This window comes from Vibrio eleionomae (assembly GCF_009874545.1).
Taxonomy (GTDB): Bacteria; Pseudomonadota; Gammaproteobacteria; order Enterobacterales; family Vibrionaceae; genus Vibrio; species Vibrio nitrifigilis.
The window spans coordinates 13,464-36,531 of record NZ_WEKT01000023.1; the positions used below are offsets into that span (position 1 = coordinate 13,464).

At 46.5% G+C, this 23,068-nt stretch carries 19 protein-coding genes; 7 read left to right on the forward strand and 12 right to left on the reverse strand.

Features of this window, described 5'->3' with window-relative positions; all coding sequences use genetic code 11:
- Positions 1-43: 43 nt before the first annotated feature.
- Genes F9817_RS12970 through F9817_RS12990 form a run of 5 tightly spaced genes read left to right on the forward strand, consistent with a single transcriptional unit; the run spans position 44 to position 3,597 of the window.
- Entirely contained in the window at positions 44-1,141 is a 1,098-nt protein-coding gene (locus F9817_RS12970) for an NAD(P)/FAD-dependent oxidoreductase (RefSeq protein WP_161156185.1), read from the forward strand.
- Positions 1,125-1,424, forward strand: a complete 300-nt coding sequence (locus F9817_RS12975; RefSeq protein WP_161156186.1) for a 2Fe-2S iron-sulfur cluster-binding protein — start codon at positions 1,125-1,127, stop codon at positions 1,422-1,424. The genes F9817_RS12970 and F9817_RS12975 overlap by 17 nt, the downstream gene beginning before the upstream one ends.
- Positions 1,425-1,436: 12 nt before the next feature.
- Complete coding sequence (locus F9817_RS12980; protein ID WP_161156188.1) at positions 1,437-2,879, forward strand: FAD-dependent oxidoreductase; 1,443 nt, start codon at positions 1,437-1,439, stop codon at positions 2,877-2,879.
- Positions 2,866-3,219, forward strand: a complete 354-nt coding sequence (locus F9817_RS12985; RefSeq protein ID WP_161156190.1) for a RidA family protein — start codon at positions 2,866-2,868, stop codon at positions 3,217-3,219. The genes F9817_RS12980 and F9817_RS12985 overlap by 14 nt, the downstream gene beginning before the upstream one ends.
- A gap of 39 nt (positions 3,220-3,258) precedes the next feature.
- Entirely contained in the window at positions 3,259-3,597 is a 339-nt protein-coding gene (locus F9817_RS12990) for a GlpM family protein (protein WP_161156192.1), read from the forward strand.
- A 55-nt stretch (positions 3,598-3,652) separates the two neighbouring features.
- Here the strand turns inward: F9817_RS12990 and hutU are convergent, their stop codons facing one another.
- From hutU to hutC, 5 genes are all read right to left on the reverse strand, one after another.
- Positions 3,653-5,653 carry a urocanate hydratase gene (hutU, locus tag F9817_RS12995; RefSeq protein WP_161156194.1) on the reverse strand — a complete coding sequence of 667 codons (2,001 nt, stop codon included), beginning with the start codon at positions 5,651-5,653 and terminating at the stop codon, positions 3,653-3,655.
- Between the two features lies 1 nt (position 5,654).
- Positions 5,655-6,515, reverse strand: a complete 861-nt coding sequence (gene hutG / locus F9817_RS13000; RefSeq protein ID WP_161156196.1) for an N-formylglutamate deformylase — start codon at positions 6,513-6,515, stop codon at positions 5,655-5,657.
- Positions 6,512-7,729, reverse strand: coding sequence for an imidazolonepropionase (gene hutI, locus F9817_RS13005; protein WP_161156198.1), 1,218 nt, complete (start codon positions 7,727-7,729; stop codon positions 6,512-6,514). Before hutI ends, hutG begins: the two co-directional genes overlap by 4 nt.
- Positions 7,730-7,740: 11 nt before the next feature.
- Positions 7,741-9,273 (reverse strand): histidine ammonia-lyase, encoded by a 1,533-nt coding sequence (gene hutH, locus F9817_RS13010; RefSeq protein WP_161156200.1) that lies wholly within the window; start codon positions 9,271-9,273, stop codon positions 7,741-7,743.
- Positions 9,274-9,497: 224 nt separating this feature from the next.
- Positions 9,498-10,259, reverse strand: a complete 762-nt coding sequence (hutC, locus tag F9817_RS13015; RefSeq protein WP_202436451.1) for a histidine utilization transcriptional repressor HutC — start codon at positions 10,257-10,259, stop codon at positions 9,498-9,500.
- Between the two features lie 154 nt (positions 10,260-10,413).
- On the opposite strand from hutC, the gene F9817_RS13020 reads away from it, so the two are divergent.
- Together F9817_RS13020 and F9817_RS13025 are read left to right on the forward strand one after the other, a co-directional pair.
- The gene (locus F9817_RS13020) at positions 10,414-11,793 is read left to right on the forward strand and encodes a formimidoylglutamate deiminase (protein ID WP_161156202.1); all 1,380 of its coding nucleotides are present in this window, start codon (positions 10,414-10,416) and stop codon (positions 11,791-11,793) included.
- Between the two features lie 285 nt (positions 11,794-12,078).
- On the forward strand, positions 12,079-13,158 hold the full coding sequence (locus tag F9817_RS13025) for a PTS sugar transporter subunit IIC (RefSeq protein ID WP_161156204.1): 1,080 nt from the start codon (positions 12,079-12,081) through the stop codon (positions 13,156-13,158).
- A gap of 52 nt (positions 13,159-13,210) precedes the next feature.
- On the opposite strand, the gene narL is transcribed toward F9817_RS13025, so the two are convergent.
- The 7 genes from narL to cobA form a co-directional block, all read right to left on the reverse strand.
- Positions 13,211-13,861 (reverse strand): two-component system response regulator NarL, encoded by a 651-nt coding sequence (gene narL, locus F9817_RS13030; RefSeq protein WP_161156206.1) that lies wholly within the window; start codon positions 13,859-13,861, stop codon positions 13,211-13,213.
- 67 nt (positions 13,862-13,928) lie between these two features.
- On the reverse strand, positions 13,929-15,710 hold the full coding sequence (locus F9817_RS13035; protein ID WP_161156208.1) for a type IV pili methyl-accepting chemotaxis transducer N-terminal domain-containing protein: 1,782 nt from the start codon (positions 15,708-15,710) through the stop codon (positions 13,929-13,931).
- Positions 15,711-15,803: 93 nt separating this feature from the next.
- Positions 15,804-17,531: a bifunctional protein-serine/threonine kinase/phosphatase gene (locus F9817_RS13040; RefSeq protein WP_161156210.1), complete on the reverse strand. Its 1,728-nt coding sequence runs from the start codon at positions 17,529-17,531 to the stop codon at positions 15,804-15,806.
- An 82-nt stretch (positions 17,532-17,613) separates the two neighbouring features.
- The gene (locus F9817_RS13045) at positions 17,614-19,080 is read right to left on the reverse strand and encodes a NarK family nitrate/nitrite MFS transporter (protein ID WP_161156212.1); all 1,467 of its coding nucleotides are present in this window, start codon (positions 19,078-19,080) and stop codon (positions 17,614-17,616) included.
- Between the two features lie 89 nt (positions 19,081-19,169).
- Entirely contained in the window at positions 19,170-19,496 is a 327-nt protein-coding gene (gene nirD, locus F9817_RS13050) for a nitrite reductase small subunit NirD (protein WP_161156214.1), read from the reverse strand.
- 23 nt (positions 19,497-19,519) lie between these two features.
- Positions 19,520-22,060, reverse strand: coding sequence for a nitrite reductase large subunit NirB (gene nirB / locus F9817_RS13055; protein WP_161156216.1), 2,541 nt, complete (start codon positions 22,058-22,060; stop codon positions 19,520-19,522).
- Positions 22,061-22,099: 39 nt separating this feature from the next.
- Entirely contained in the window at positions 22,100-22,918 is an 819-nt protein-coding gene (gene cobA, locus F9817_RS13060; RefSeq protein ID WP_161156218.1) for a uroporphyrinogen-III C-methyltransferase, read from the reverse strand.
- Between the last annotated feature and the right edge of the window lie 150 nt (positions 22,919-23,068).

A 23,068-nucleotide genomic window follows, 5' to 3' on the forward strand; every position in this document is an offset into this window, starting at 1 on the left:
TAAATAGCACCCCCTACTAATGACCTACACAAAGAGAATTAATATGAATCCGAAATATATTATCGTCGGCGGTGGGGTCGTGGGCTGCTCTATCGCATATGGTTTACTTAAAAAAGGCTATCAAGTCACAGTGCTAGATGGCGGTGATAGTGCCAATAGAGCTTCTCGAGGTAATTTTGGCCTAGTCTGGTTATCAAATAAGGGATTAAATGCCCCCCATTATTCAGCATGGACACGGTGTTCTGTCAATGCTTGGCGTGATTTTGCTGATGAACTAGAAACCCTGACAGGGGATGACATTCATTTAGAGCAAAACGGTGGATATGATTTCCAATTTAGCCAACAAGAAATGAATGCAAAAATTCAACAATATGAGCATTTAAAAGAAGTGCTCGGTACAGATTATCCATACCAAGTATGGGATAGGCAAAAAACCCTGCAAGAAGAACCGAACATTGGTCCTGATGTTATCGGTACAATATTTGGTGAGGAAGATGGCCATGTTAATCCACTCAAATTATTACGAGCTTTGGTGAAAGCCATCAAGTTACTGGGAGGTGAATTTGTTTCATCTGTTGAAGTAGTTGAACTGAGTAAATCGATGAGTCAGACTTTTAACGTGACTGTAAGCAGTGGGCGACAGTATCAAAGTGATAAGCTCGTGTTAGCCGCTGGTTTAGGTTCTGCGCAACTTGGTCCGCAATTAGGTTTTAAAGCGCCTGTTGTACCTCAGCGAGGACAGGTGCTCATCACCGAAAAGTACCCACCTATTTTAAAAAGGCCTTCGGGTTTGATTCGTCAAGTGGATGAAGGTGGTATCCAAATAGGGGATTCCAAAGAGAGTGTAGGGCTTAATCCAAGTACTACTCCTGAAATGACGGCGGCTATTGCTGAGCGCGCGATCGCTATTTATCCCTTTTTAAGCAAAGCGAATATAGTCCGCAGTTGGGGAGCATTAAGGATTATTTCTCCTGATGGATTGCCTATCTATCAAGAGTCGAATACTTGTCCTGGGGCATTTCTAGTCAGTTGTCATAGTGGGATTACCTTAGCCGCATCGCACTGCAACCTACTACCTCATTGGTTTGAAAAGACCCCTGACTCACCTAATTTGGAGCTATTCAGTGAACAACGATTCTAAATTCTCACGTATCAAGCCTGAACAAGATGCTCGCCCTAATATCGAGTTTTACTGGGAAGATACATTATATGTAGGCAAGCAGGGCGATACCATTGCTGCTGCGTTGCTAGCTGCAGGTATTCACTCAACCCGCATATCACAACCAGGAGAACAGCAGCGTGCACCATACTGCATGATGGGCAGCTGTTTTGAATGTCGAGTCGAAGTTAATGGTGAATCACACGTGCAGTCTTGCGCGAGACTTCTCGAAGATGGCATGAAAATACGTCGTCAAACCTGCTGATAAGGATATGTTATGGAAACCAATGAAATTCGCGAAGTCGATGTTTGCGTGATCGGCGCTGGACCAGCAGGAATGAGCGCTGCGATTAGCTCTGCACAACATGGCGCTTCTGTTGTTTTACTTGATGAACAGCCAAGTCCTGGCGGGAAAATCTATCGCGCTATCAGTACGTTAGGTAAGAAATACGGTGATATTCTGGGTGAGGACTATGTTAAAGGTTCACAGCTTGTTGAGGCGTTTAATAGTTCGGGTGTTGATTATAATGCTAATTCCACACTATGGCGTATTGAAGATCAAACTTTGTTCTGGAGTTGCAAAGGGCAAGCATACCAACTTAAAGCGAAGCGTATAATCATTGCTAATGGCGCGCTAGAGCGGCCGTTTCCTTTTCCCGGTTGGACATTGCCTGGTGCAATGACTGCGGGCTCTGGACAGATTATGATGAAAACCTCTGGCTTGGTCGCAAAAGAGTCTGTTTTGGTGGGGACTGGACCATTGTTGTACCTCCTTGGGGTGCAAATGTTAAAAGCGGGGGCACCACCGAAAGCTATTGTCGATACGCAAACTTTTAATCGTTATGTCAGTGCTTCTAAGTACGCATTTAATGCTCTACGCGGTGCAAAATATATTGTTAAAGGGCTGAAGTTGCTCTCTATTTTACGTAAAGCTGGGGTCGTGCATTACAGCAATGCGTCAAACATCGAAGCAGTTGGGGACGCGAGTGTTGAGGGAATTAGATTTTCAATTAAGGGTCAACCGAAACAGATTGCTTGTATGACACTGCTATCTCATATTGGTGTGACACCAAATACGCATTTGACGCGTGCACTTGGTGCTGAACATGAGTGGGACCACATCCAGCAATGCTGGAAACCCAAACTAGATTCGTTCTATAACTCCTCGGTATCTCATATTGCGGTCGCTGGTGATGGTGGTGGTATTGGTGGAGCCTTGGTTGCAGAATTACAAGGAAAAGTGGTTGGTTTACACGCTGTGCGTCAATTGAATTTGATTCAAGATGAAGTCTATTCAGAGCAAGTGCAGCAGATTAACCAGTCGATTGCTGCAGAATCAGCGATTCGTCCATTCCTTGATCAATTATATGCACCGCCAGAACAAGCATTTAACCCTCAAGATGAGACGGTAATCTGCCGTTGTGAAAATATCACGGCGAAAGAGATACGGGCTCGGCTCGATATTGGTGTACAAGGTAGTAATCAATTAAAAGCGTTTACCCGTTGTGGTATGGGCCCATGCCAAGGTCGGTATTGTGGGCAGATTATTCCGAGCATGATAAGTGCTCATCAACACATCCCTGTCCAGAATGTGGAAAGTTTTCATATTCGTTTTCCCATCAAGCCTCTCAAGCTGGGTGAATTAGCAAGTTTAACGCCCTATCGCCAGTCATATATGGCTAAATACAAACTTAAGGAAGAAATCAATGAGCACGATTAAAAGGCTAAATACGACCGAGAGAATGAGTAAATCAGTCATCCACAATGGAACGGTCTATTTATGCGGTCAAGTAGGAGGGCGCGAAGGTAATGTTACAGAGCAAACTCAAGAAGCATTACGACGGGTCGAGGCCTTATTAAATGAGGCCGGTAGTGATAAAAATCATATATTACAGACCATTGTATGGCTATCTGATATAAACGATTTTGCGGAAATGAACCAAGTATGGGATTCATGGATTACTCCAGGTACGGCACCTGCTCGAGCTTGTGGAGAAGCCAAATTGGCCAGCCCTGAATTAAAAGTAGAATTAATCGTGACAGCAGCACTGATTGATTAATACAGTGTTATCGATGAAGTAAACCATCGAGGTAATTGTGTGGCGACGTTAGTATTAAAATGTGGTATCGGCGCGTTAGTTGTATTGATTATCGCCTTATTTTCTAAGAGTAAAAGTTTTTACATTGCTGGCTTAGTGCCGTTGTTCCCAACATTTGCCCTAATCGCGCATTATATCGTTGGCAGCCAAAGAACGGTTACGGATTTAAGAGCAACATTTCTTTTTAGTATGTGTTCAATTGTGCCTTATTTTGCCTATTTGATAGCCGCTTATTTCTTTAGCTATCGGTTTAGTTTGGTTTATTGCTTATTGTTCGCGACGATTGTGTGGATCATTGCTGCCGCACTCTTATTGATGATTTGGCAAAGGTATGTCTAACAAACAGGCCACCTTTCACTTGAATCGGTGGCCTAATTCTTTGCATGTAAATGAACTATTTACCAATACACTGTTCTAGCAATTGGTCATCTGCTACATGAGGTAATGTGACTTTAAGATTAGGTTCTAGTTCCATTGCACGCTTAATGGCGGAAACGGCGCCTTCATTACGTGCCCAGCTGCGGCGTGAAATACCGTTATTCACATCCCAGTAAAGCATCGATTTTAAACGTCGTTCACAATCGTCAGAGCCATCCAGTACCATACCAAATCCACCGTTGGTCACTTCACCCCAGCCAACGCCGCCACCATTATGAATACTGACCCACGTTGCGCCGCGGAAAGAATCGCCAATGACATTTTGAATCGCCATGTCGGCGGTGAATTTCGAACCATCGTAAATATTAGACGTTTCACGATATGGTGAGTCTGTCCCAGATACATCGTGATGGTCTCGGCCTAATACGACGGGAGCAGAAATCTTTCCGTCTTTTAACGCCTGATTAAACGCTTGGGCGATCTTGATTCGACCCTCTGCATCAGCATACAGAATACGCGCTTGTGAACCCACCACAAGATGGTTTTGCTGCGCTTGTTGAATCCATAGTAAGTTGTCGGCGATTTGCTGACGAATCTCCTCTGGGGCTTCTGCTGCCATTTCGGATAACACTTGTTCAGCGATTTTATCAGTCATGGCTAAATCGGCAGGATCAGATGATGAGCACACCCAGCGGAATGGACCGAAACCGTAATCAAAGCACATAGGGCCCATAATATCTTGCACGTAAGATGGGTATTTAAAGTTACCGTCTGCTTGCAAAATATCTGCGCCAGCACGGCTTGATTCTAATAAGAACGCATTACCGTAATCGAAGAAATACATGCCTTTTGCCGTCAAGCGGTTAATCGCACTGACATGGCGTTGTAAACTCGCTTTGACCGCTGTTTTAAATGCTTCAGGATCGTTGGCCATTAATTGGTTTGATTCATCAAAACTATAATCTACCGGGTAGTAGCCACCCGCCCAAGGGTTATGGAGTGAGGTTTGATCAGAGCCGAGTGTGATAGCAAGAGCTTCTGTCGCAAGACGCTCCCAAAGATCCACAATATTGCCAAGATACGCAAGCGACACCGGACGGTTTTCTGCAACTGCGCGACGAATGCGTTCGATCAACTCATCAAGGTTAGGATATACTTCATCGACCCAACCCTGCTCGTGACGTTTGTAGGCCGCTTTCGGGTTAATTTCCGCCACTACACCAATTGTTTTAGCAATCACAGCTGCTTTCGGTTGTGCGCCACTCATGCCGCCAAGGCCAGACGTGACAAAAATGGGCAATGTTGATGTGTCACGATTTTTTTGCATCCGCACTGCGTTAAGTACCGTAATGGTTGTGCCATGCACGATACCTTGTGGGCCAATATACATAAATGAACCCGCGGTCATTTGGCCATATTGAGTGACACCAAGCGCGTTGAATTTTTCCCAATCGTCAGGTTTTGAATAGTTAGGGATCATCATGCCATTGGTCACAACAACACGCGGCGCGTTAGCGTGAGAAGGGAACAAACCCATAGGGTGTCCAGAATAAAGCACTAACGTCTGTTCATCGGTCATCTCTGCAAGATATTTCATGGTTAAACGATATTGGGCCCAGTTAGAAAAAACCGAGCCGTTGCCACCGTAGGTGATCAATTCTTGAGGGTGCTGTGCAATAGCATGATCGAGGTTGTTACTGAGCATCAGCATAATGGCTGCGGCTTGTTTAGACTGATGAGGAAATTCATCAATCGAGCGGGCGGTTATTTCATAGTCGGGCATAAAACGGTACATATAAATGCGCCCGTATTTTTCTAGTTCCGCATAGAACTCTGGTGCTAACGTTTGATGATGTTGAGGGTCGAAATAGCGCAGTGCATTTTTAACCGCCAATTTTTTTTCTTCTTTGGTTAAGATATCTTTGCGTTTTGGGGCATGGCTGAGCGTTTCATCACGCTCACGCTTGGTTGGCAAAACGGTTGGAATGCCTTCTAAAATCATGTCCTTGAAAGTCATATTACTCACCTTTATTGTCCTTATTTGAGCGTAAATCTGCGGGATTTCCCATCTTTAACAGGGATTCAATCATGGGTTTTAGTACGGTTCTTACTTGCGCTAGTTTCTCAGGGTCTAATTGATAGCTAGTGCAGTCATCGCGCAGATAAGTGGCTTGAGACAGTTCAAGCTGCACCGCATGAATATTGTGGTGGGGCTGACCAAAATGACGTGTGATATAGCCGCCAGTAAAGCGACCGTTTGCCACCGTCGTGTATGGGCTTTGTTCAGCAAGTGCTGCGATCGTTTGTAACATCGCTGGTGCACAGGATTTACCACTATTATTGCCAAGATTAAAATCCGGGAGGGTACCGGTAAATAACATGGGGACTTGCGCGGCGATACTGTGGGCATCAAATAAAATCGCGTAACCAAATTGTTGTTGAATGCGTTGCAATTCGCTCGCCACTTTTTGGTGGTAGGGTTGCCAAATATGCTCGGTAATACGCTCTTTTGTTGCACTGTCAAATTCATGACCGGTTAAGAAAATGGGTTGGTCAGAAAACAGAATGTCGGGGAAAAGCCCAGTGGTTTTGGTGTGATAAAGGGGTTTATCATCGCTAGGGCGATTGAGGTCCACCACATAACGGGAATAGCGCGCGCTCAGTGTGCTGACATTGAGTGAGCCTAAGAAATCGTATAACTCAGGAATATACCAATCTGTATCGGGTAAAGCTTGTGCTTGTGGGGTCAGTGAATCCTTCATGTTGGGTAACAGTTCTGTCCCACAGTGCGGCATACTGACGAGCAGTGGGCTGTCACCTTGCTGAAAGTGATAGGGAGTAGGTAAATTTTCTACCGGATAAAAACGGCCTTGGCTCATGCTTTGATTCCCCTTTTTACTCGTTGTGTCACCAGATTTCCACCTAACCAATAACTGAGCTCACCCGGGCTTTCGACATCCCAACAGACAAAATCGGCAACTTTCCCCACACACAGTTCACCATGGGTATCAGCGATTCCTAGTGCTTGCGCAGCATGGTAGGTTGTCCCCGCAAGCGCCTCTTCAGGGGTTAACCCAAACAGAGTGCAGGCCATATTCATCATTAAACGTAAAGATAAAACAGGGGACGTCCCTGGATTTAAATCGGTGGCGATTGCAATCGGGACGTTATGTTCTCGGAGTAGAGTAATGGGTGGCTTCTGGGTTTCTTTCAGAGTAAAAAACGCACCAGGGAGCAGGGCAGCAACCGTACCTGATTTAGCCATCGCTAACACATCGGTTTCGGTTAAATACTCCAAATGATCCGCAGATAAAGCGCCATAGCCAGCCGCCATAGTGGTGCCGCCAAGTGAGGAGAGCTGTTCTGCGTGAATTTTTACGGGTAAGCCTAATGATTGTGCTTTGGTAAAATAGCGCTGTACTTGTTCAGTGCTAAAAGCAATGCTTTCACAAAATGCGTCTACAGCATCGGCAAGATTATGCTGAGCAATGTGTGGTAACAATTCATCGCACAAATAGTCAATATAGCTATCAGCATCATGTTGAAATTCAGGTGGTAGTGCGTGGGCTGCTAAACAGGTTGTGCGCACATCAACAGCAAACTTATTAGCCAGTGTTTTGGCCACCGTGAGCATCTTACTTTCGTCGCGGGTATTCAGTCCGTAGCCCGATTTAATCTCTACTGTGGTAACACCATCGTGGATGAGTGACTGGAGCCGTTTACTGGCTGACTGGAAGAGTTGTGCTTCATCCTCTTCTCGAGTCGCACTGACGGTTGCAGCAATGCCGCCACCATTTTTGGCAATGGTTTGGTAACTAACGCCATTTAAACGCTGTTCAAACTCATTAGCTCGATTGCCGCCAAACACAAGGTGAGTATGGCAATCAATCAGCCCTGGTGTTACCCAACCACCATCAAGTTGGTACCGGTGCTTGGCTTGATGAGTCGGTAATTGTTGCTCTGGACCTATCCAAGTAATCTTACCTTGAGTGACGCCGATGGCGGCGTCCTCAATAATGTTGTAATGACCCGAGGTCATTGTTGCTACGTGGAAGCCTTGCCAGAGTGAATCGAAGTGCAGTTCTGATGACATTTCGGGGCTCCTTATAGACTTAGTAACAATCCTTGTGGCATTAGGCTGTGATGGGGCGCTTCTGCCAAAAGGTTCGTTGCTTTTTCAATATCAGCCGCGAAATACCGGTCTTTATCGTAAAAAGGGACGCGAGCGCGCAATTCTGCTTTGGCTTGTTCTAAACGTTCAGTTGATTTCAGCGGCGCGCGAAAATCGAGACCTTGTACGGATGCAAGTAATTCCACTGCCAAGATACCGCGAGTATTTTCAGACATATCTTTTAAGCGGCGTGCGGCAAAAGTCGCCATCGAAACATGGTCTTCTTGGTTTGCAGAGGTCGGTAAGCTATCAACAGATGCCGGATGCGCGAACGTTTTGTTCTCACTGGCTAATGCTGCAGACGTTACTTGAGCAATCATAAAGCCAGAGTTTACACCGCCATTATCGACCAAAAAGGGTGGCAGTTTACTCAAGCTACTATCGATCAATAGCGCCATACGACGTTCAGATAAGCTGCCAATCTCGGCAATCGCCAGTGCAAGATTGTCAGCAGCAAAGGCAACAGGCTCGGCATGGAAGTTACCACCAGAGATAATATCGCCATCTTCAGCAAAGACTAATGGGTTATCTGATACCGAGTTAGCTTCCACCAATAATACGTTCGCCGCATGACGAATTTGCTCTAAACAAGCGCCCATAACTTGAGGCTGACAGCGTAGTGAGTAGGGATCTTGTACTTTTTCACAATTAAGGTGTGATTGGCCAATCGCACTGTTTTCTGTAAGAAGGTGACGATATGCTGCTGCCGCATCGATTTGACCTTGATGCCCACGCACTTCATGAATACGTGGATCAAATGGGCGACGGCTACCGAGCGCAGCTTCTACAGAGAGCGCACCACATACTATAGCTGAAGCATAAAGATCTTCTGCGTGGAACAGTCCTTCCAGGGCAAACGCGGTGGATGCTTGAGTCCCATTAAGCAATGCCAGACCCTCTTTGGGCGCTAGTTCAATGGGTTCCATGCCCGCGATAGCAAGAGCCGCACCGCCAGATAACACTTCACCTTTGTAGCGAGCTTGTCCCTCACCTAACAGTACCGCACTCATGTGGGCTAGGGGAGCAAGATCGCCCGAGGCGCCAACGGATCCCTTCTTTGGAATACAAGGGTAAATTTCTTTATTAATCAAAGTGATTAACGCTTGAATTACCGACAAGCGAATCCCAGAGAAGCCGCGTGCAAGGCTATTGACTTTCAGTGTCATGATAAGACGTACAGTTTCATCGTTCATCAACTCACCGGTGCCTGCAGCGTGAGATAAAACGATACTGCGTTGTAACTCGTTCAAATCTTCAGCAGCAATTCGGGTATTAGCCAATAAACCAAAACCGGTATTGATACCATAGACCGCTTTGTCTTCAGAGATAATGTCATTCACGACTTGAGTGCTTGCATTAATTCCGGCAATCGCAGTTTCATCAAGAGTTAGTGTGACAGGGTGACGACTGATCTCTCGTAGATCGGCTAGTGTTAATTTCCCTGGGTGAAGTGTAAATTCAAGCATGAGCTGAGTTCTCCATCACGATCATTTAAATGAGATCGTGCAATTTAATTCCATGACATTACATGTCTATACAAGTTGTTATAAACGATAAATTCAAAATGGAGAGAGTTCAAGCGTTATGGTGCAAAAAGATCAAAAATAAACGCACAGGCACGACTTGTTAGCACAGTGAACGTTCGCTGTGCTAGGTAAAATACAAACGGTGAGTCTCGTTAAGGTGTTATTTATTGTTCAAAATGACCGAACAGTTGGAAGCGAGAACCGGGTGATAAAAGTCGAGCGTTTGTGACCAGTTGATCGTGTGACCAAGTGCGACGTTTGATTTGTAAACATGGTTCACTTTGATCGATTTGCAGCAGGGCACACTCTTCAGGCGTCGCAATGATCGCTTCCACCAAATGTTCACCCGCGGTCATCGGAGCGGCTTGGTTGAGGTAGTGATACGCTTCATTATGTTGAAATTCTTGGCGATCATAGTCAGGTGCAAGCTCAGCATTCACCACACGATATTCGATCTGAATTGGAGTGTCGTTATCACAGTGTAGGATGATAGCACGAAAGATAGGGTGATTCGTTCTCACGCCTAGGTTGACGGCTTCTTCCATGCTGGCTTTGGCTTTGACGATTTCAATCAATTTGGCTTTGTGCTGGTGGCCTCGCCCTGCGATTTCATCGGCAATATTATGCACTTCAAATAGAGCGGAATGAGCTTTCTTGCGTGCAACAAATGTTCCAACGCCTTGCTGACGAATTAAGATACCTTCGTCGGTTAACTCTCTTAAAGCACGGTTGACTGTCATACGGCTAACGTTAAGCGCTTTAACCATTTCAGATTCAGAAGGCACACGTTGATCGGGCTGCCATTCACCGCTGTGAATCTGTTGAGTAATGGCTTGCTTTACCTTGGCATAGATAGGGCCAGGCGCATCATCAATCAGCCGCGATAAATGGGTCATCATATGGGTGGTTGAATTTGCGATTGTCATTAACGTCATCCACTAGAAAATAAGGGTTTGTATTATAACGGTAAATGGGATCCCTTAACAGGTGAGATCCTTAATGTCGACATATCTTGTATAGACAAGTTATGTCAATTACACTAACCCTAGGTCATTTAGTGAAATTGTGAAAGGAAAAATAATGCAAAGGGATAATGGCAGGGAACAAACGATCTTTGCTCGTCGAGCATGGATGTCGGGTCGTTGGCAACATAATGTGACGTTTACTATCAAAGATGGGGTGTTTATACATATCGAGCCAAATAGTGATGCAAAAAAGGCAGATATCCACCTCAGCGGGCCGATGTTACCCACCCTTGCCAATGTGCACTCCCACGCTTTTCAATATTTGATGGCAGGTGTTGCTGAAGTCTGTACGAATCCTAATGACAGTTTCTGGAGTTGGCGTGAACGTATGTATCACATGGTTAGTCAACTTAACCCAGAACAAGTACGTATTATTGCCACTCATTTGTATATTCAAATGCTGAAAGCGGGTTATAGCCAAGTTGGGGAATTTCATTATTTGCATCATGATCAGCAGGGCAAGGCATATACCGATCCTGCGGAAATCTCTCATCAGTTAATTAAAGCGGCTAACCAAGCCGGTATCGGTATGACATTATTACCAGTGTTGTATTCTTATGCAGGATTTGGTGCTCAAACGCCCAATTTAGGACAGCAGCGCTTTATTCATACATCGGCTTCTTATATCAACCTTTATCAGCAGCTTAATAAAGCATTAAGTTCTAGTCGCAAGCATCAACTTGGCCTCTGTTTTCATTCATTAAGGGCGGTATCTGAAGCGCAAATTCATGACGTGTTGCAAGAACTGGACTCTGGGCAGCCCATTCACATTCACATTGCTGAGCAGCAGCGGGAAGTGGATGATTGTCTTGCATGGAGTCAACAGCGCCCAGTGGAATGGCTGGCAGAACATATAGGTATTAACCAACAGTGGTGCTTGATTCATGCCACTCATTTAAACCAACATGAAATACAAACTATTGCGCAAAGTGGTGCGGTGGCTGGATTGTGTCCAACCACTGAGGCCAATTTAGGCGACGGTATTTTCCCTGCGACTGAATATCAGCGCTTTGCTGGAAAGTGGGCAATAGGATCAGACAGTCATGTGGGAATGTCGTTAGTCGATGAATTGCGCAGTTTGGAATACAGTCAGCGCCTACATGAACAGCAGAGAAACCGCCTTTATTCTTCGAAGCATCCATCGGTGGGAGAACATCTCTATCAGCAAGCGCTTCATGGTGGAAATCAGGCTTGTAATGTGGCACTTGGGTTACAAGTTGGTCATAGGGCAGACTTTCTAGTCTTAGATGAAAGCCAGCCTTTCGTTGCTGCAAGCCATGATGGAGACCTGCTTAATCGATGGCTATTTGCCTCTCACCAATCTTGGATTACCGATGTGTACGTTGCAGGACAACACGTAGTGGAACGTGGTGTGCATCAATATGAGGCAGAAAGCGCGCCAGCTTTCGTTGAAGTGATAAAGCAGTTGGGTTAATACTTCGAACACAGCTAGACGCAGACAATGAAATTGAACAAAGGTTTGTAGCTTCTTCGTTTTACTTCAGTTCTGTGTGACGGATTTTCTCTGTTCAAATTCGGCCTTAAGCGCATACATTCTCGCCAGCCCTGCCTATTCAGGTGACTTGGATAATGTAAGTCATCTGAATAACATAACGTTTAATTATATGAATTCTCATTTAATTGGCTGTACTTTCTAACTGATACGCTTACACTTATGCCCCTTAATTTGATCCATGCAGAATGACGAAAGGAGAAACGCATGTCTTCAAAGGCTGGTTCAGCTTCTGCATTTGCTGCATTTTTACGTAAAAAAAATGTTGAGCTGTCATTAAAACATTACGGCATCGATGCCTTGGGCGCTATGGCCCACGGTTTGTTTGCTTCACTATTGATTGGCACCATCATGAAAACCCTCGGTGCTAAGTTAGATATCGCCGCTTTGGTGACGGTAGGTGGTTACGCGGCAGCGGCCACTGGTCCTGCTATGGCGGTTGCGATAGGTTATGCATTAAAGTCGCCACCCTTAGTGCTATTTTCTCTGGTCGCCGTTGGTGGTGCCGCCAATTCTTTGGGGGGCGCGGGTGGCCCTTTGGCAGTGTTAATCATCACGATTGTTGCGGCAGAGCTTGGTAAATTAATTTCTAAAGAAACGAAAGTCGACATTATCGTTACGCCTTTTGTGACCATCTTTATTGGTACGATATTGTCGCTTTGGTTAGCCCCTTCTATTGGTCAGGCGGCGAGTTCTGTTGGGCAGTTGATTATGTGGGCAACCGAGCTACGCCCAATCATGATGGGTATTGTGGTTTCTGTGGTAATTGGTATTGCCCTTACTTTACCGATCAGCAGTGCAGCGATCTGTGCGGCATTAGGCATTACTGGTTTGGCTGGTGGGGCTGCACTAGCTGGGTGTTGTGCGCAAATGATTGGGTTTGCGGTCATTAGCTTTCGTGAAAATGGCTGGGGTGGTTTGATATCGCAAGGGGTTGGAACTTCGATGCTACAAATGCCCAATATTGTGAAAAATCCGCGAATTTGGATTGCGCCTATTGTCACCTCTGCCATTACCGGGCCAATAGCAACAACCTTATTCCAACTGAAAATGAATGGCCCAGCGGTTGCCTCTGGTATGGGCACATGTGGTTTGGTTGGCCCAATTGGTGTGTATACGGGTTGGCTGGCGGATATTGCTAACGGATCAAAAATGGCCATTACCGGGATGGATTGGTTAGCGCTTATTCTGGTATGTGTCGTTCTCCCTGCGATTATTGCATTTTTGGTTCACCGCTATGTCGTGAAACTCGGTTGGGTTAAAGTCGGTGATCTCAAGCTCGATTAATTGAGTATAAAACTCAAAGGCAAGTTAGATGGCGTTGTTGTCATCTAACTTGTTACGATTTAGACTGCTGTTTCATTAGCCAAGCTGCTGCTTCTAAGCGGGAATGGAGTTCCAGTTTTTTCAGCAAATTTTTCACATGAACCTTAGCTGTAGCTTCTGAAATTTTCATTTTCTCCGCAATCAGTTTGTTACTCATTCCTTGAGAGAGTAGTAGCAGAGTTTGATGTTCCCGATCCGTTAACGTTGATAATTTGTCGGATTCAGTCGTTTTGGGCTTATGCCATGATTGGGCGAGCACTTGCGTGAGCCGATCAGACAGCGCCAATTTACCGAGCACGGCTTGTTTGATGTTGGCGACAATATCTTCGGGTTCCATATCTTTAAGTAGATAGCCATCGGCACCATATTGCATGGCGGTAAGCACATCTTCTTCCGTATCAGAAACGGTGAGCATCACGATTCTTGCGGTGACGCCTTTAGCGCGCATTTGGCGCAGGGTTTCTAACCCATCCATCCCTTGCATGTTCAAATCAAGCAAAATTAAATCAGGATCATCTTGCAGCGCACTCTCTAACGCTTCAGCACCGGAGTGACATTCCTTGGTCACTTCTAAGTCTTCTTCATAGGCGATAAAACGCTGTAATCCTTTACGAAATAAGGGATGGTCATCGACGATCATGATTGTAGATTTCCCATTACTCATTTGGCTCTCCTTTGCTGCTTGAGTGAAAGGTGTTAGTAAACGTCAAACGATGATGTTGTGGCATAGTCTACCCAAGTTCCTTGTTATTGTTGAGGTAATTCGGGGTAAACACCAAACTCACTTCGGTTCCGCCATCGGGTAAGGTGTTGATCACCAATGTTCCTTTCAATGAATGACAACGCTCTTGCATAATTTCAGTACCGTAATGGTTAAGCACCCGCTCGGTTTGAGTAAAGCCTATTCCATCGTCTTGTACCAACAGGACGACGTTTTTCTCCTCGTTTTCCGTGAGAGAAATGGTGATGTGTGAGCCTTGCGAATGTTTGACGGCGTTCTGCACCGCTTCTTTGGTGATTTGCAATAGGTGAATTTCTTCATTGGGCTCAAAGGGCACATGGCGACAGTCGTAATGCAGTTGGATTTGCATGGCGCTGTGTTTCGCTAAGGTCTGCACGGTATCACTCAGTGCCGCTTGCAAGCCGCCACTGTCAATCTGCAAACGAAAGGTAGTGAGGAGCTCGCGCAGTTGACGATAAGCCGATACGACACCTTCTTTGAGTTCATAAACTGGGGTAGTGACTCGCTCGCTCACTGGCTCTTTCTCAATGCCTTTTTCAATACACGCGACCTGAAATTTGAGGTACGAAAGGGATTGAGCCAAAGAATCATGCAGCTCGCGCGCAATAATATTTCGTTCACTCAGTAGCGCGATGCGTCTCTCTTGGTTGAGTTGGTTCGAAAAACTCAGTGCAATGCCCAATTGATCTACTAAGGATTCCACCAAATCACGCTGCCAATTTGCCATTGGCGATTGGGTAAATACACGGATGTCACCATAGTGGTTGTCATTGCGTTCTATTGGAAAGTGAACGGTTTGGTTCGATGCGCTATTTCCCAGCTCTGAACCAATGAGCACTTGGTGATAAGGCAGTTCAGGCTGCGAGGTAAAGAGTGTCAGCTCTAGGTTATTGAGTTGGCTAACGGCGCTTAATTGCTGCAAAATCGCCTCAAAATCGAGTTGACCATAATGAGATTGGTTGACCTGTTGAGCCACGTTGTACAAGAACGTGAGCATCTGATTGCTCTGGCTGAGCGCTTGGGTCTTTTCAGCAATGCGCTGTTCAAGATCTTGATGAATCGACTGCATGCTTTGATTGGCTTTGTTGATGGTTTTGGCCAAAAGACCAAGCTCATCATCGCGATGCACCAAACAGCGTTGGCTCCAATCACCTTGTGACGAGATTTCCGCCACGTCGGTTAGCTCGCGCAGAGGGCGCGCGATGTATTTGTGAATCGAATAAATCGAGAGAAGAATAAGACCCAATGTGATAGTAAGTGTAATGGTCTGAATGATTTTTAACTCTTGCAGGCGCTCTTCCAACACCTTTTGATAGCCGTAAACCAGACGGTCAATGGATTGCACAAAGCTTTCGAGTTTTGGTAAAAACGGCCCCAATTGGAAGTGAACGTTGGCGTTCGCCAATGTTGGTTTAATCTCTTGATTCCACGTGTGTGCGACCTGATCGTATTCGTCTTTAATCGCCACCTGATGAAAGCGAATAAAATCCTTTTTTAACACAGGGTCGTTAAACAGGGTTTCGAACTGTTGAATCAGTTGCTGTACTTTGTGGCGATTCTCTAGGGAATCCTCGCTTTGCAGTAGCGTTACCTGAGTGGTGATACGGTAACTCATCATGCGCAGAGAGCCAGAAAGGTTGATGGTTTTGCCATCGTACTCACTGATTTGCGACATATACATCGATGAGAAAATACTGACGAACGCCATCAAGATCAAACTGACCATGATCGCGGTGATCTTCATGACAATCGAGCGGCTAAGTTTGGGCAATCTAACGTCCTCTTTCTTTCAACACATCCATTTTTTCGCCGCTTTTTTCACTCTTTTCCTTTGGCCTTCCTCACCGTTACGCACAGCGAGAACCTAGTGATTTAGCAAAAGCAGCGCCTCTACGATAGCGACAAACAGTGCTGCAAGGGAAATCATTTTCCAAAATAGCACAGGATTGCGAGTCATTAGTGGTCGATTGCTTGGACTATTGATGAGTGCGGTATTGGGAGTACTCAAATCGGTAACAAAATCGCCTAATGCTTGATAGCGCTGCTGAGGTGACTCTTCGGTTGCTTTGCGAAAGGCCAAATCGACCCAAAGCGGAATGTCGGCACGATGAGTTTGTAGCGACTGATAATGCCATTTGGTATGACGGGCACTTTGAATCGCTTGTGAGGTATTTTCTTTAAAGGGCAAGGAGCCGCTCAGCATCTCATAACCAATAACGGCAATGGAGAACAGATCCGATAAGGTGGTGGCGCGCCCTGTATTGATGTATTCCGGCGCAATGTAGTTCACCGTGCCAAGTGGGAACGGGTCATCTTGATGTGCTTGTGCCTCTTTGAGTCCCAGTACGTCGACAGTACCAAAATCGATCAATTTCACTGTCTCTTCTGGCGTAATCATGATGTTCTCGGGCTTGAGATCGCAATGAACCATATCAGCGCGCTGCAACACTCGTACCGCTCGCACCAATTCGGTGAGCAGTGTCCGAACCTCATTAAGAGAAGGATTGGGGTGATCAAATATCCATTGGCGTAGTGTTGCTCCGGGAATCCACTCACTGACTTGATAGAGAAACGGCGTTTCTGCTGGGGGTGCGTACATCTTCATTAAGCGTGGGCTATTGAGCTGTGAGGCAATCCAATATTCGTTAGCGAATCGGCGTAACGTCGGCAGATCATCGCTGGCATTGACTGATGGCGCTTTAAGTACTCGCTGCTCTCTGGTGTGTGTATCTTCCACTAGATAAACATGACTACGCGAGCCATCGTGCAAGGTGCGTAGCACTTTAAAGTGGTCTAGGCTCATTCCGGCTTTGAGTACCGGAGGAATGCGGCGGCTGATAAGTTGCTGTTCCAGTTCTGGCAAGCTCTTTTCTGGCAACGCCATGATATCGAAAATGACGCAGGTGCAGTTATCTTGACTGCCATTGTCGATGGCGAGTTGGCAAAGCTTAGCACTCAGCGCTTCGGCGCTGTCTTGCTGTGCTAACACTGCGCTTATTTGCTCCGGGGAGAGTGTTTGGTGGACTCCATCGGTGGTGAGCAAAAATCGATCATGTCGATTTACTTCCAGCGTTTGATAGTCCACATCGGCGTTCTCATCCATGCCGAGAGCTCGAGTGAGATGGCCCGTTCCTTTGGCGGTGATGCGTTGATGGTCACGGGTCAATTGGGTGAGTTTGTGGCGGCGATAGCGATAGATACGGCTATCGCCAATATGAATCAAATGAGCGGTATTGGATTTTAGAATGATCGAGCTAAATGTGGTGACCATACCGTTATGGCGCAGCGCATCTTGGCCTTGGGTATAAAGCCATTGATTGAGTTGACTTAAAAGCGAAGTAACAGAATGAGAGACGCTCCAACTATGAGGCGTGGCGTAATAGTCTTGGACAAATTGTGTGGTGACCGTGTGGCTGGCTTGCTGACCTTGGTCGCTGCAACTGACGCCATCGGCAATGCAGACAATGGTGCCTTTGAAGGTCAGCTCATCTTGCCTTTGCGGGTGTTTAACAATAAAGGCATCCTGATTTTCAGCGCGAACACCGGTGAGCGATGTACCGCCGAAGGTGACTCGTTGGAGTGATTTATCCATCCTCAAACTGCTCCTTGTGGTGTGAACCATCAATAACGAAAGCTCCTCAGCCATCGACTGAGGAGCGAAGGGAACATCAACCTTAAGAGACTTTGATCAGCGTGACTGAACCGTCTTCGTTCACTTCAGTTATTTCACCTTTAGGCTCTTCCATAAAGAACAGCGTAGCAAAACCAATCACAGCGGTTACTGCAATCACGTAGAAGAAGGTTTGGTAGCTCACAAAAGAGAGAATCGTCAGATAAACCACTGAACCCACGTTACCGTAAGCGCCTGTCATCCCTGCAATTTGACCTGTCATGCGACGTTTAATCAGTGGAACGGTAGCAAAAACCGCCCCTTCACCGGCTTGGACGAAGAATGAACACGCCATTGCTGCCGCAACCGCCAGCCATAGTGGCCATGAGCCATTCACTTGTCCCATCAAGAAGTAACCCACAGCCAAACCCGCAGTCAAAATCAGCAGCGTCATCTTACGACCGTATTTGTCAGACAAGATACCGCCACCAGGACGAGACATCAGGTTCATAAAGGCGTATGAAGAGGCCACCATCCCTGCCATCACAGGTGTCAGTTGGAATGTGTCGGAGAAAAATAGCGGTAGCATTGATACCACAGCAAGCTCAGAACCAAAGGTCGCAAAATAGAGTACGTTTAGCACCGCCACTTGTTTGAATTTGTATTGGTGTGCAGGCTCAACTGGAGTGGTGAAGATGGTTTTGTTCACTTTCCAAACTTGCAGCGCATCGAAAAGATAAAGTGCCGTTAGGCCAGCATAAATACTGATCACCATCCCTTCACTGAGCATATTGATGCCGCTTGGAGAGAGTTTCCATGCCAGTAAACCAAGTACGGCATACATCGGAATTTTCATCAGCAGGAGGAAAACAAAATCGCCTTTAGAAGTCACTTCCATCGCTGACAGATGTTTAGGGCGGAAATAGGTGGCGCCTTTTGGCGTATCGGTGACGTTACGATAGAAAATAACAGAGAACACCAAACTCATTAATCCAGTTAACGCAGTCGCATAGCGCCAGCCGTCATCACCGCCGAACGCTAAAGCCAATGCAGGTAGAGTAAATGCGGCAGCTGCTGAGCCAAAGTTACCCCAACCGCCATAAATACCTTCTGCTGTGCCCAGTTGGTTGTGCGGGAACCATTCAGAGACTAAACGAATGCCCACCACGAAACCGGCACCGATAAAGCCAAGTAAGAAGCGAGCAATCGCTGCTTGAATAAAGCTGTCGGCAAAAGCAAAAGCAAAACAAGGAATGGAGCAGATGGCGAGGAGCGCTGAGTAAACTGCACGCGGACCAAAGCGGTCGGTAAACATACCAATCAGCACGCGAGCAGGAATGGTTAGGGCGACGTTGAGGATCAGCAAGGTTTTGATCTCTTCCGTTGAGAGCCCAAGGGAGGTTTTGACCATTTGCAGCATCGGCGCAAAGTTAAACCAGATAACAAAGGTGATGAAAAAGGCGATCCAACTGAGGTGGAGGATCTTCATCTTGCCGCTAAATGAAAACAGCGAAAATTTAGTATTGTCCATAATCTAATTCCTAACTGAAGAGTGTGTTGGTCCCCACAGTGCTGTAGCCAGCACTGTGTGTTCGAAATAGTGATAAACGATGTAAGTAACTAGATTCTTATTTGAATCTCATCATTGGCTTGCTGAACTTCATAAGTGGCGATGCTCAGTTCTGGCTTTTCTAAACAAGCACCCGTCGCTAAATTCCAGTGTTGTTTGTAAAGAGGGGACGCCACATACAGTTGATCGTCGATGGAGCCGATGATCCCGCGCGACAGCACATTGGCTTTACCAATCGGGTCATAGTTGCCAATCGCGTAAAAGTGGTTGGTGCGTTGACTAAAGAAGATTGCGACCTGTTTATTACCTACCTTGGCACAAACGCCGCTATTCGGTGCAATATCGCTGGTTTTACAAATGGTTTGCCATTGACTCATCTTGTGCTTCCTTCTTTAGCCAATTATTGAACTTGGGTGATTTCGATAGCGAGATCATCGCGGTGCGCTTTAGGGGCAATTTGTCCGCGAATATCGACAAACTGGACGTTATCATCACGGTCATCACTGTTGATGAAATGGCTAAAGCGTTGCAATTTTTCGGGTGTTTCTAGGGTGGTTTTCCACTCACATTGGTATTTGGCGATGTTGTCTGCCATGGCTTGCTCAAGTTCTGCGCAAAGAGCGAGTTTGTCGTCAATCACCACCTCTTTTAGGTACGCTAGTCCACCTTCTAGGTTTTCTAACCAGACGGAGGTGCGTTGTAGGCGGTCGGCGGTGCGGATGTAGAACATCAAAACGCGGTCGATGTATTTCACTAGCGTGGCTTGGTCGAGGTCGGTCGCGAATAGGTCTGCATGACGAGGGCGCATACCGCCGTTACCACAGATATAGAGGTTGAAGCCTTTATCAGTGGCAATCACGCCGATGTCTTTCGATTGCGCTTCAGCACATTCACGGGTACAGCCTGAGACGGCAAACTTGAGTTTGTGTGGTGAGCGCAGCCCTTTGTAGCGGTTTTCCAAATCAATCGCGAGCCCCATGCTGTCTTGTACGCCGTAGCGACACCAAGTTTGTCCCACACAGGATTTGACGGTACGCAGAGATTTGCCGTAAGCATGACCCGTTTCAAAGCCTGCATCGACCAAACGTCGCCAAATAAGCGGTAAATCATTGAGTTGTGCACCGAACAGGTCGATACGTTGTCCGCCGGTGATTTTTGTGTATAAACCAAAATCTTTGGCGACTTCTCCCAGCACAATCAGTTTTTCTGCGGTGATTTCGCCGCCCGGAATCCGTGGGACAACTGAGTAAGTGCCATCTTTTTGCATGTTGCCTAAGAACAGATCGTTGGTGTCTTGCAGCTCAATGTGCTCTTGACGCAGGATGTAATCGTTCCAGTAAGAGGCAAGGATAGAACCCACGGTCGGTTTGCAAATTTCACACCCTAAGCCCGAACCGTATTGAGCAAGCAGTTCATCGAAGGTTTTGATTTGGTGCACGCGAATCAAATCGCTCAGTTCTTGGCGTGAATAGGAGAAGTGTTCACACACATGGTTGTTGACTTCAACGCCCAATTTCGCCAGTTCGCTGTCTAACACTTGTTTAGCAAGAGCACTGCAACCACCACAACCCGTCGAGGCATTGGTGGTCTCTTTCAGCTCTGCCATCGTAGTGCAGCCGGCTTTAACGGCTTCGACAATGGTGCCTTTGGTGACATCAAAGCATGAACAAATTACTGCGCTATCAGGCAGGGCGTCGACACCCATGGCGGACGATTCATCTTCTGCCACATTCGGTAAAATCAGCACTGATGGGGTTTCTGGCAACGTCATGTTGTTTTGACGCAGTTGCAGTAAGTTGGAGTAGCATTGTGCATCACCCACTAATACTGCACCGACAATCGATTTCTTATCGTGAGAGAGAATCAGGCGTTTATAGACTTGCTCAATGTCGTCTTTGTAGGTGTATGACAGCGCGCCTGCGGTTTTATCGTGCACTTCACCGATACTCGCCACATCGACACCGAGTAATTTGAGTTTGGTACTCATATCTGCGCCGGTAAATTCTGCAGCTTGTTCAGGCGTTAAGATGTGTTGCGCGGCGACTTTTGCCATTTGATAGCCCGGTGCGACCAAGCCAAAAATTTGGTTGTTCCACAGGGCACATTCGCCAATGGCATAAATATCGTCATAGTTGGTTTGACAGTGATTATTAATCACAATACCGCCACGTTCACCAATGCTAATGGTGGAGTTGCGTGCCAGTTCATCACGCGGACGAATCCCTGCGGAGAAGACAATCATGTCGGTTTCGAGGTGCGAACCATCGGCAAAGTTCATGCGATAACGAGCCGATTCGCCAGCAACGATTTCCGTGGTTGCCTTTTCGGTGTGCACATTGACGCCCATGGCTTCAATTTTACGGCGCAGTAATTCACCGCCATCTTGGTCAAGCTGCACTGCCATGAGGCGTGGAGCAAATTCCACCACATGAGTTGTAAGACCTAAATTTTTAATCGCATTCGCCGCTTCCAATCCCAGTAAGCCACCACCGACGACCACACCGCTGGTGCTGGATTGGCTAGAGGCTTCAATGGCATCTAAATCTTCAAGGGTGCGATACACATGGCAATGTTCGCCATCGTTACCCGTAATCGGCGGCACAAATGGGAATGAGCCGGTCGCTAAAATCAGTTTGTCATAGGCTAGGGTTTCACCGTCGGTGAGTGTCACGGTGCGATCATCGGGATTGACCGTCGCTACCTTGGCATTAAGGCGATATTGAATGCAGTGAGTTTGATAATACTCTTCAGTGGTGAGAGCCAAATCAGCGGCCGTGCTGCCAGTAAGATAAGAGGTTAAATGCACACGGTCATAGGCTAGACGGGCTTCTTCACAAAAGGTAATGATCTCATACTCATTGCTGCCAGATTGAATCACATTGTCGATAAACTTATGACCGACCATGCCGTTGCCTACCACAATAATGCGTTTTTTGCTCATGATGATGTCCTTATTTTGTTTTTAGAGTCAGTGCTGTCATTACGCGGTGAGGCGAATGGTTGTGGTGTCTGACTTTGCTTCCCGTTCTGTTAATTGTTCTAGCCACTCTATTTGTGACGCCACTTTGACCACTTGACCGATGACGATCAAGGCAGGCGAACAGACTTGGTGGTGTGTTGCTAAATGATGTAATTCGGTTAATTCGCCAGTGAAGGTGCGTTGGCGAGTGGTGCAGCCATTCTCAATAATCGCAACAGGGGTGCTTTGATCCATGCCATGTTTGATTAAGGTCTCTTGAATCCATTGCGCTTTCGATAAGCCCATGTAAATGACTAAGGTTTGGTTCAGTGACGCCAGTGCGCCCCAATTCACATCGAGGGATTTATCGGCGTGGGCGGTGATAAAGGTGCAACCTTGTGCGAGCCCTCGATGAGTTAAAGGAATATTGGCGTACGTGCTGCAACCTGAAGCGGCGGTGATACCCGGTACCACTTCAACTCGGATCCCTCTTTGAGCCAGAAACAGCATCTCTTCACCTCCGCGGCCAAAAACAAACGCATCGCCGCCTTTGACTCGACACACTTGCAACCCTTGCATGGCGTAGCTGGCAATCAGTTCATTGATCTCTTCTTGCTTCATACTGTGATGTCCTTTGGCTTTGCCCACATAGACATGCTGAGCAGAATGCGGAAAGGTCGCTTGAATTTCACGACTCACCAAATTGTCGTAAATGATGACGTCTGCAGCATCAATGGCTTTGACCGCTTTCATGGTGAGCAAGTCTGGATCGCCAGGGCCTGCGCCTACCAAAGCCACATTACCTAATGTGATCGTTGAGCTTGTAATTGTCTTCATCATTCCAGTGCCTCGTCATGGTGATTAAGTTTGGGCGTCGACTGTTCCGACTGCGCTTTTTCTCTCTAGAGCAAGTTGAATGCCAAATAGGTGAGATAATGAGAGAAGACTTTTTTTAAATACTATTTTTCAATACGTTAGATAAGGTTATTG

Bases quoted from the DNA above. Each gene is read 5' to 3' on its own strand.
- F9817_RS12970 (WP_161156185.1), top strand. From the start codon at position 44: ATGAATCCGAAATATATTATCGTCGGCGGTGGGGTCGTGGGCTGCTCT.
- F9817_RS12980 (WP_161156188.1), top strand. From the start codon at position 1,437: ATGGAAACCAATGAAATTCGCGAAGTCGATGTTTGCGTGATCGGCGCT.
- F9817_RS12985 (WP_161156190.1), top strand. From the start codon at position 2,866: ATGAGCACGATTAAAAGGCTAAATACGACCGAGAGAATGAGTAAATCA.
- hutU (WP_161156194.1), bottom strand. From the start codon at position 5,653: ATGACTTTCAAGGACATGATTTTAGAAGGCATTCCAACCGTTTTGCCA.
- hutG (WP_161156196.1), bottom strand. From the start codon at position 6,515: ATGAGCCAAGGCCGTTTTTATCCGGTAGAAAATTTACCTACTCCCTAT.
- hutI (WP_161156198.1), bottom strand. From the start codon at position 7,729: ATGTCATCAGAACTGCACTTCGATTCACTCTGGCAAGGCTTCCACGTA.
- hutH (WP_161156200.1), bottom strand. From the start codon at position 9,273: ATGCTTGAATTTACACTTCACCCAGGGAAATTAACACTAGCCGATCTA.
- hutC (WP_202436451.1), bottom strand. From the start codon at position 10,259: ATGACAATCGCAAATTCAACCACCCATATGATGACCCATTTATCGCGG.
- F9817_RS13020 (WP_161156202.1), top strand. From the start codon at position 10,414: ATGCAAAGGGATAATGGCAGGGAACAAACGATCTTTGCTCGTCGAGCA.
- F9817_RS13025 (WP_161156204.1), top strand. From the start codon at position 12,079: ATGTCTTCAAAGGCTGGTTCAGCTTCTGCATTTGCTGCATTTTTACGT.
- narL (WP_161156206.1), bottom strand. From the start codon at position 13,861: ATGAGTAATGGGAAATCTACAATCATGATCGTCGATGACCATCCCTTA.
- F9817_RS13040 (WP_161156210.1), bottom strand. From the start codon at position 17,531: ATGGATAAATCACTCCAACGAGTCACCTTCGGCGGTACATCGCTCACC.
- F9817_RS13045 (WP_161156212.1), bottom strand. From the start codon at position 19,080: ATGGACAATACTAAATTTTCGCTGTTTTCATTTAGCGGCAAGATGAAG.
- nirD (WP_161156214.1), bottom strand. From the start codon at position 19,496: ATGAGTCAATGGCAAACCATTTGTAAAACCAGCGATATTGCACCGAAT.
- nirB (WP_161156216.1), bottom strand. From the start codon at position 22,060: ATGAGCAAAAAACGCATTATTGTGGTAGGCAACGGCATGGTCGGTCAT.
- cobA (WP_161156218.1), bottom strand. From the start codon at position 22,918: ATGATGAAGACAATTACAAGCTCAACGATCACATTAGGTAATGTGGCT.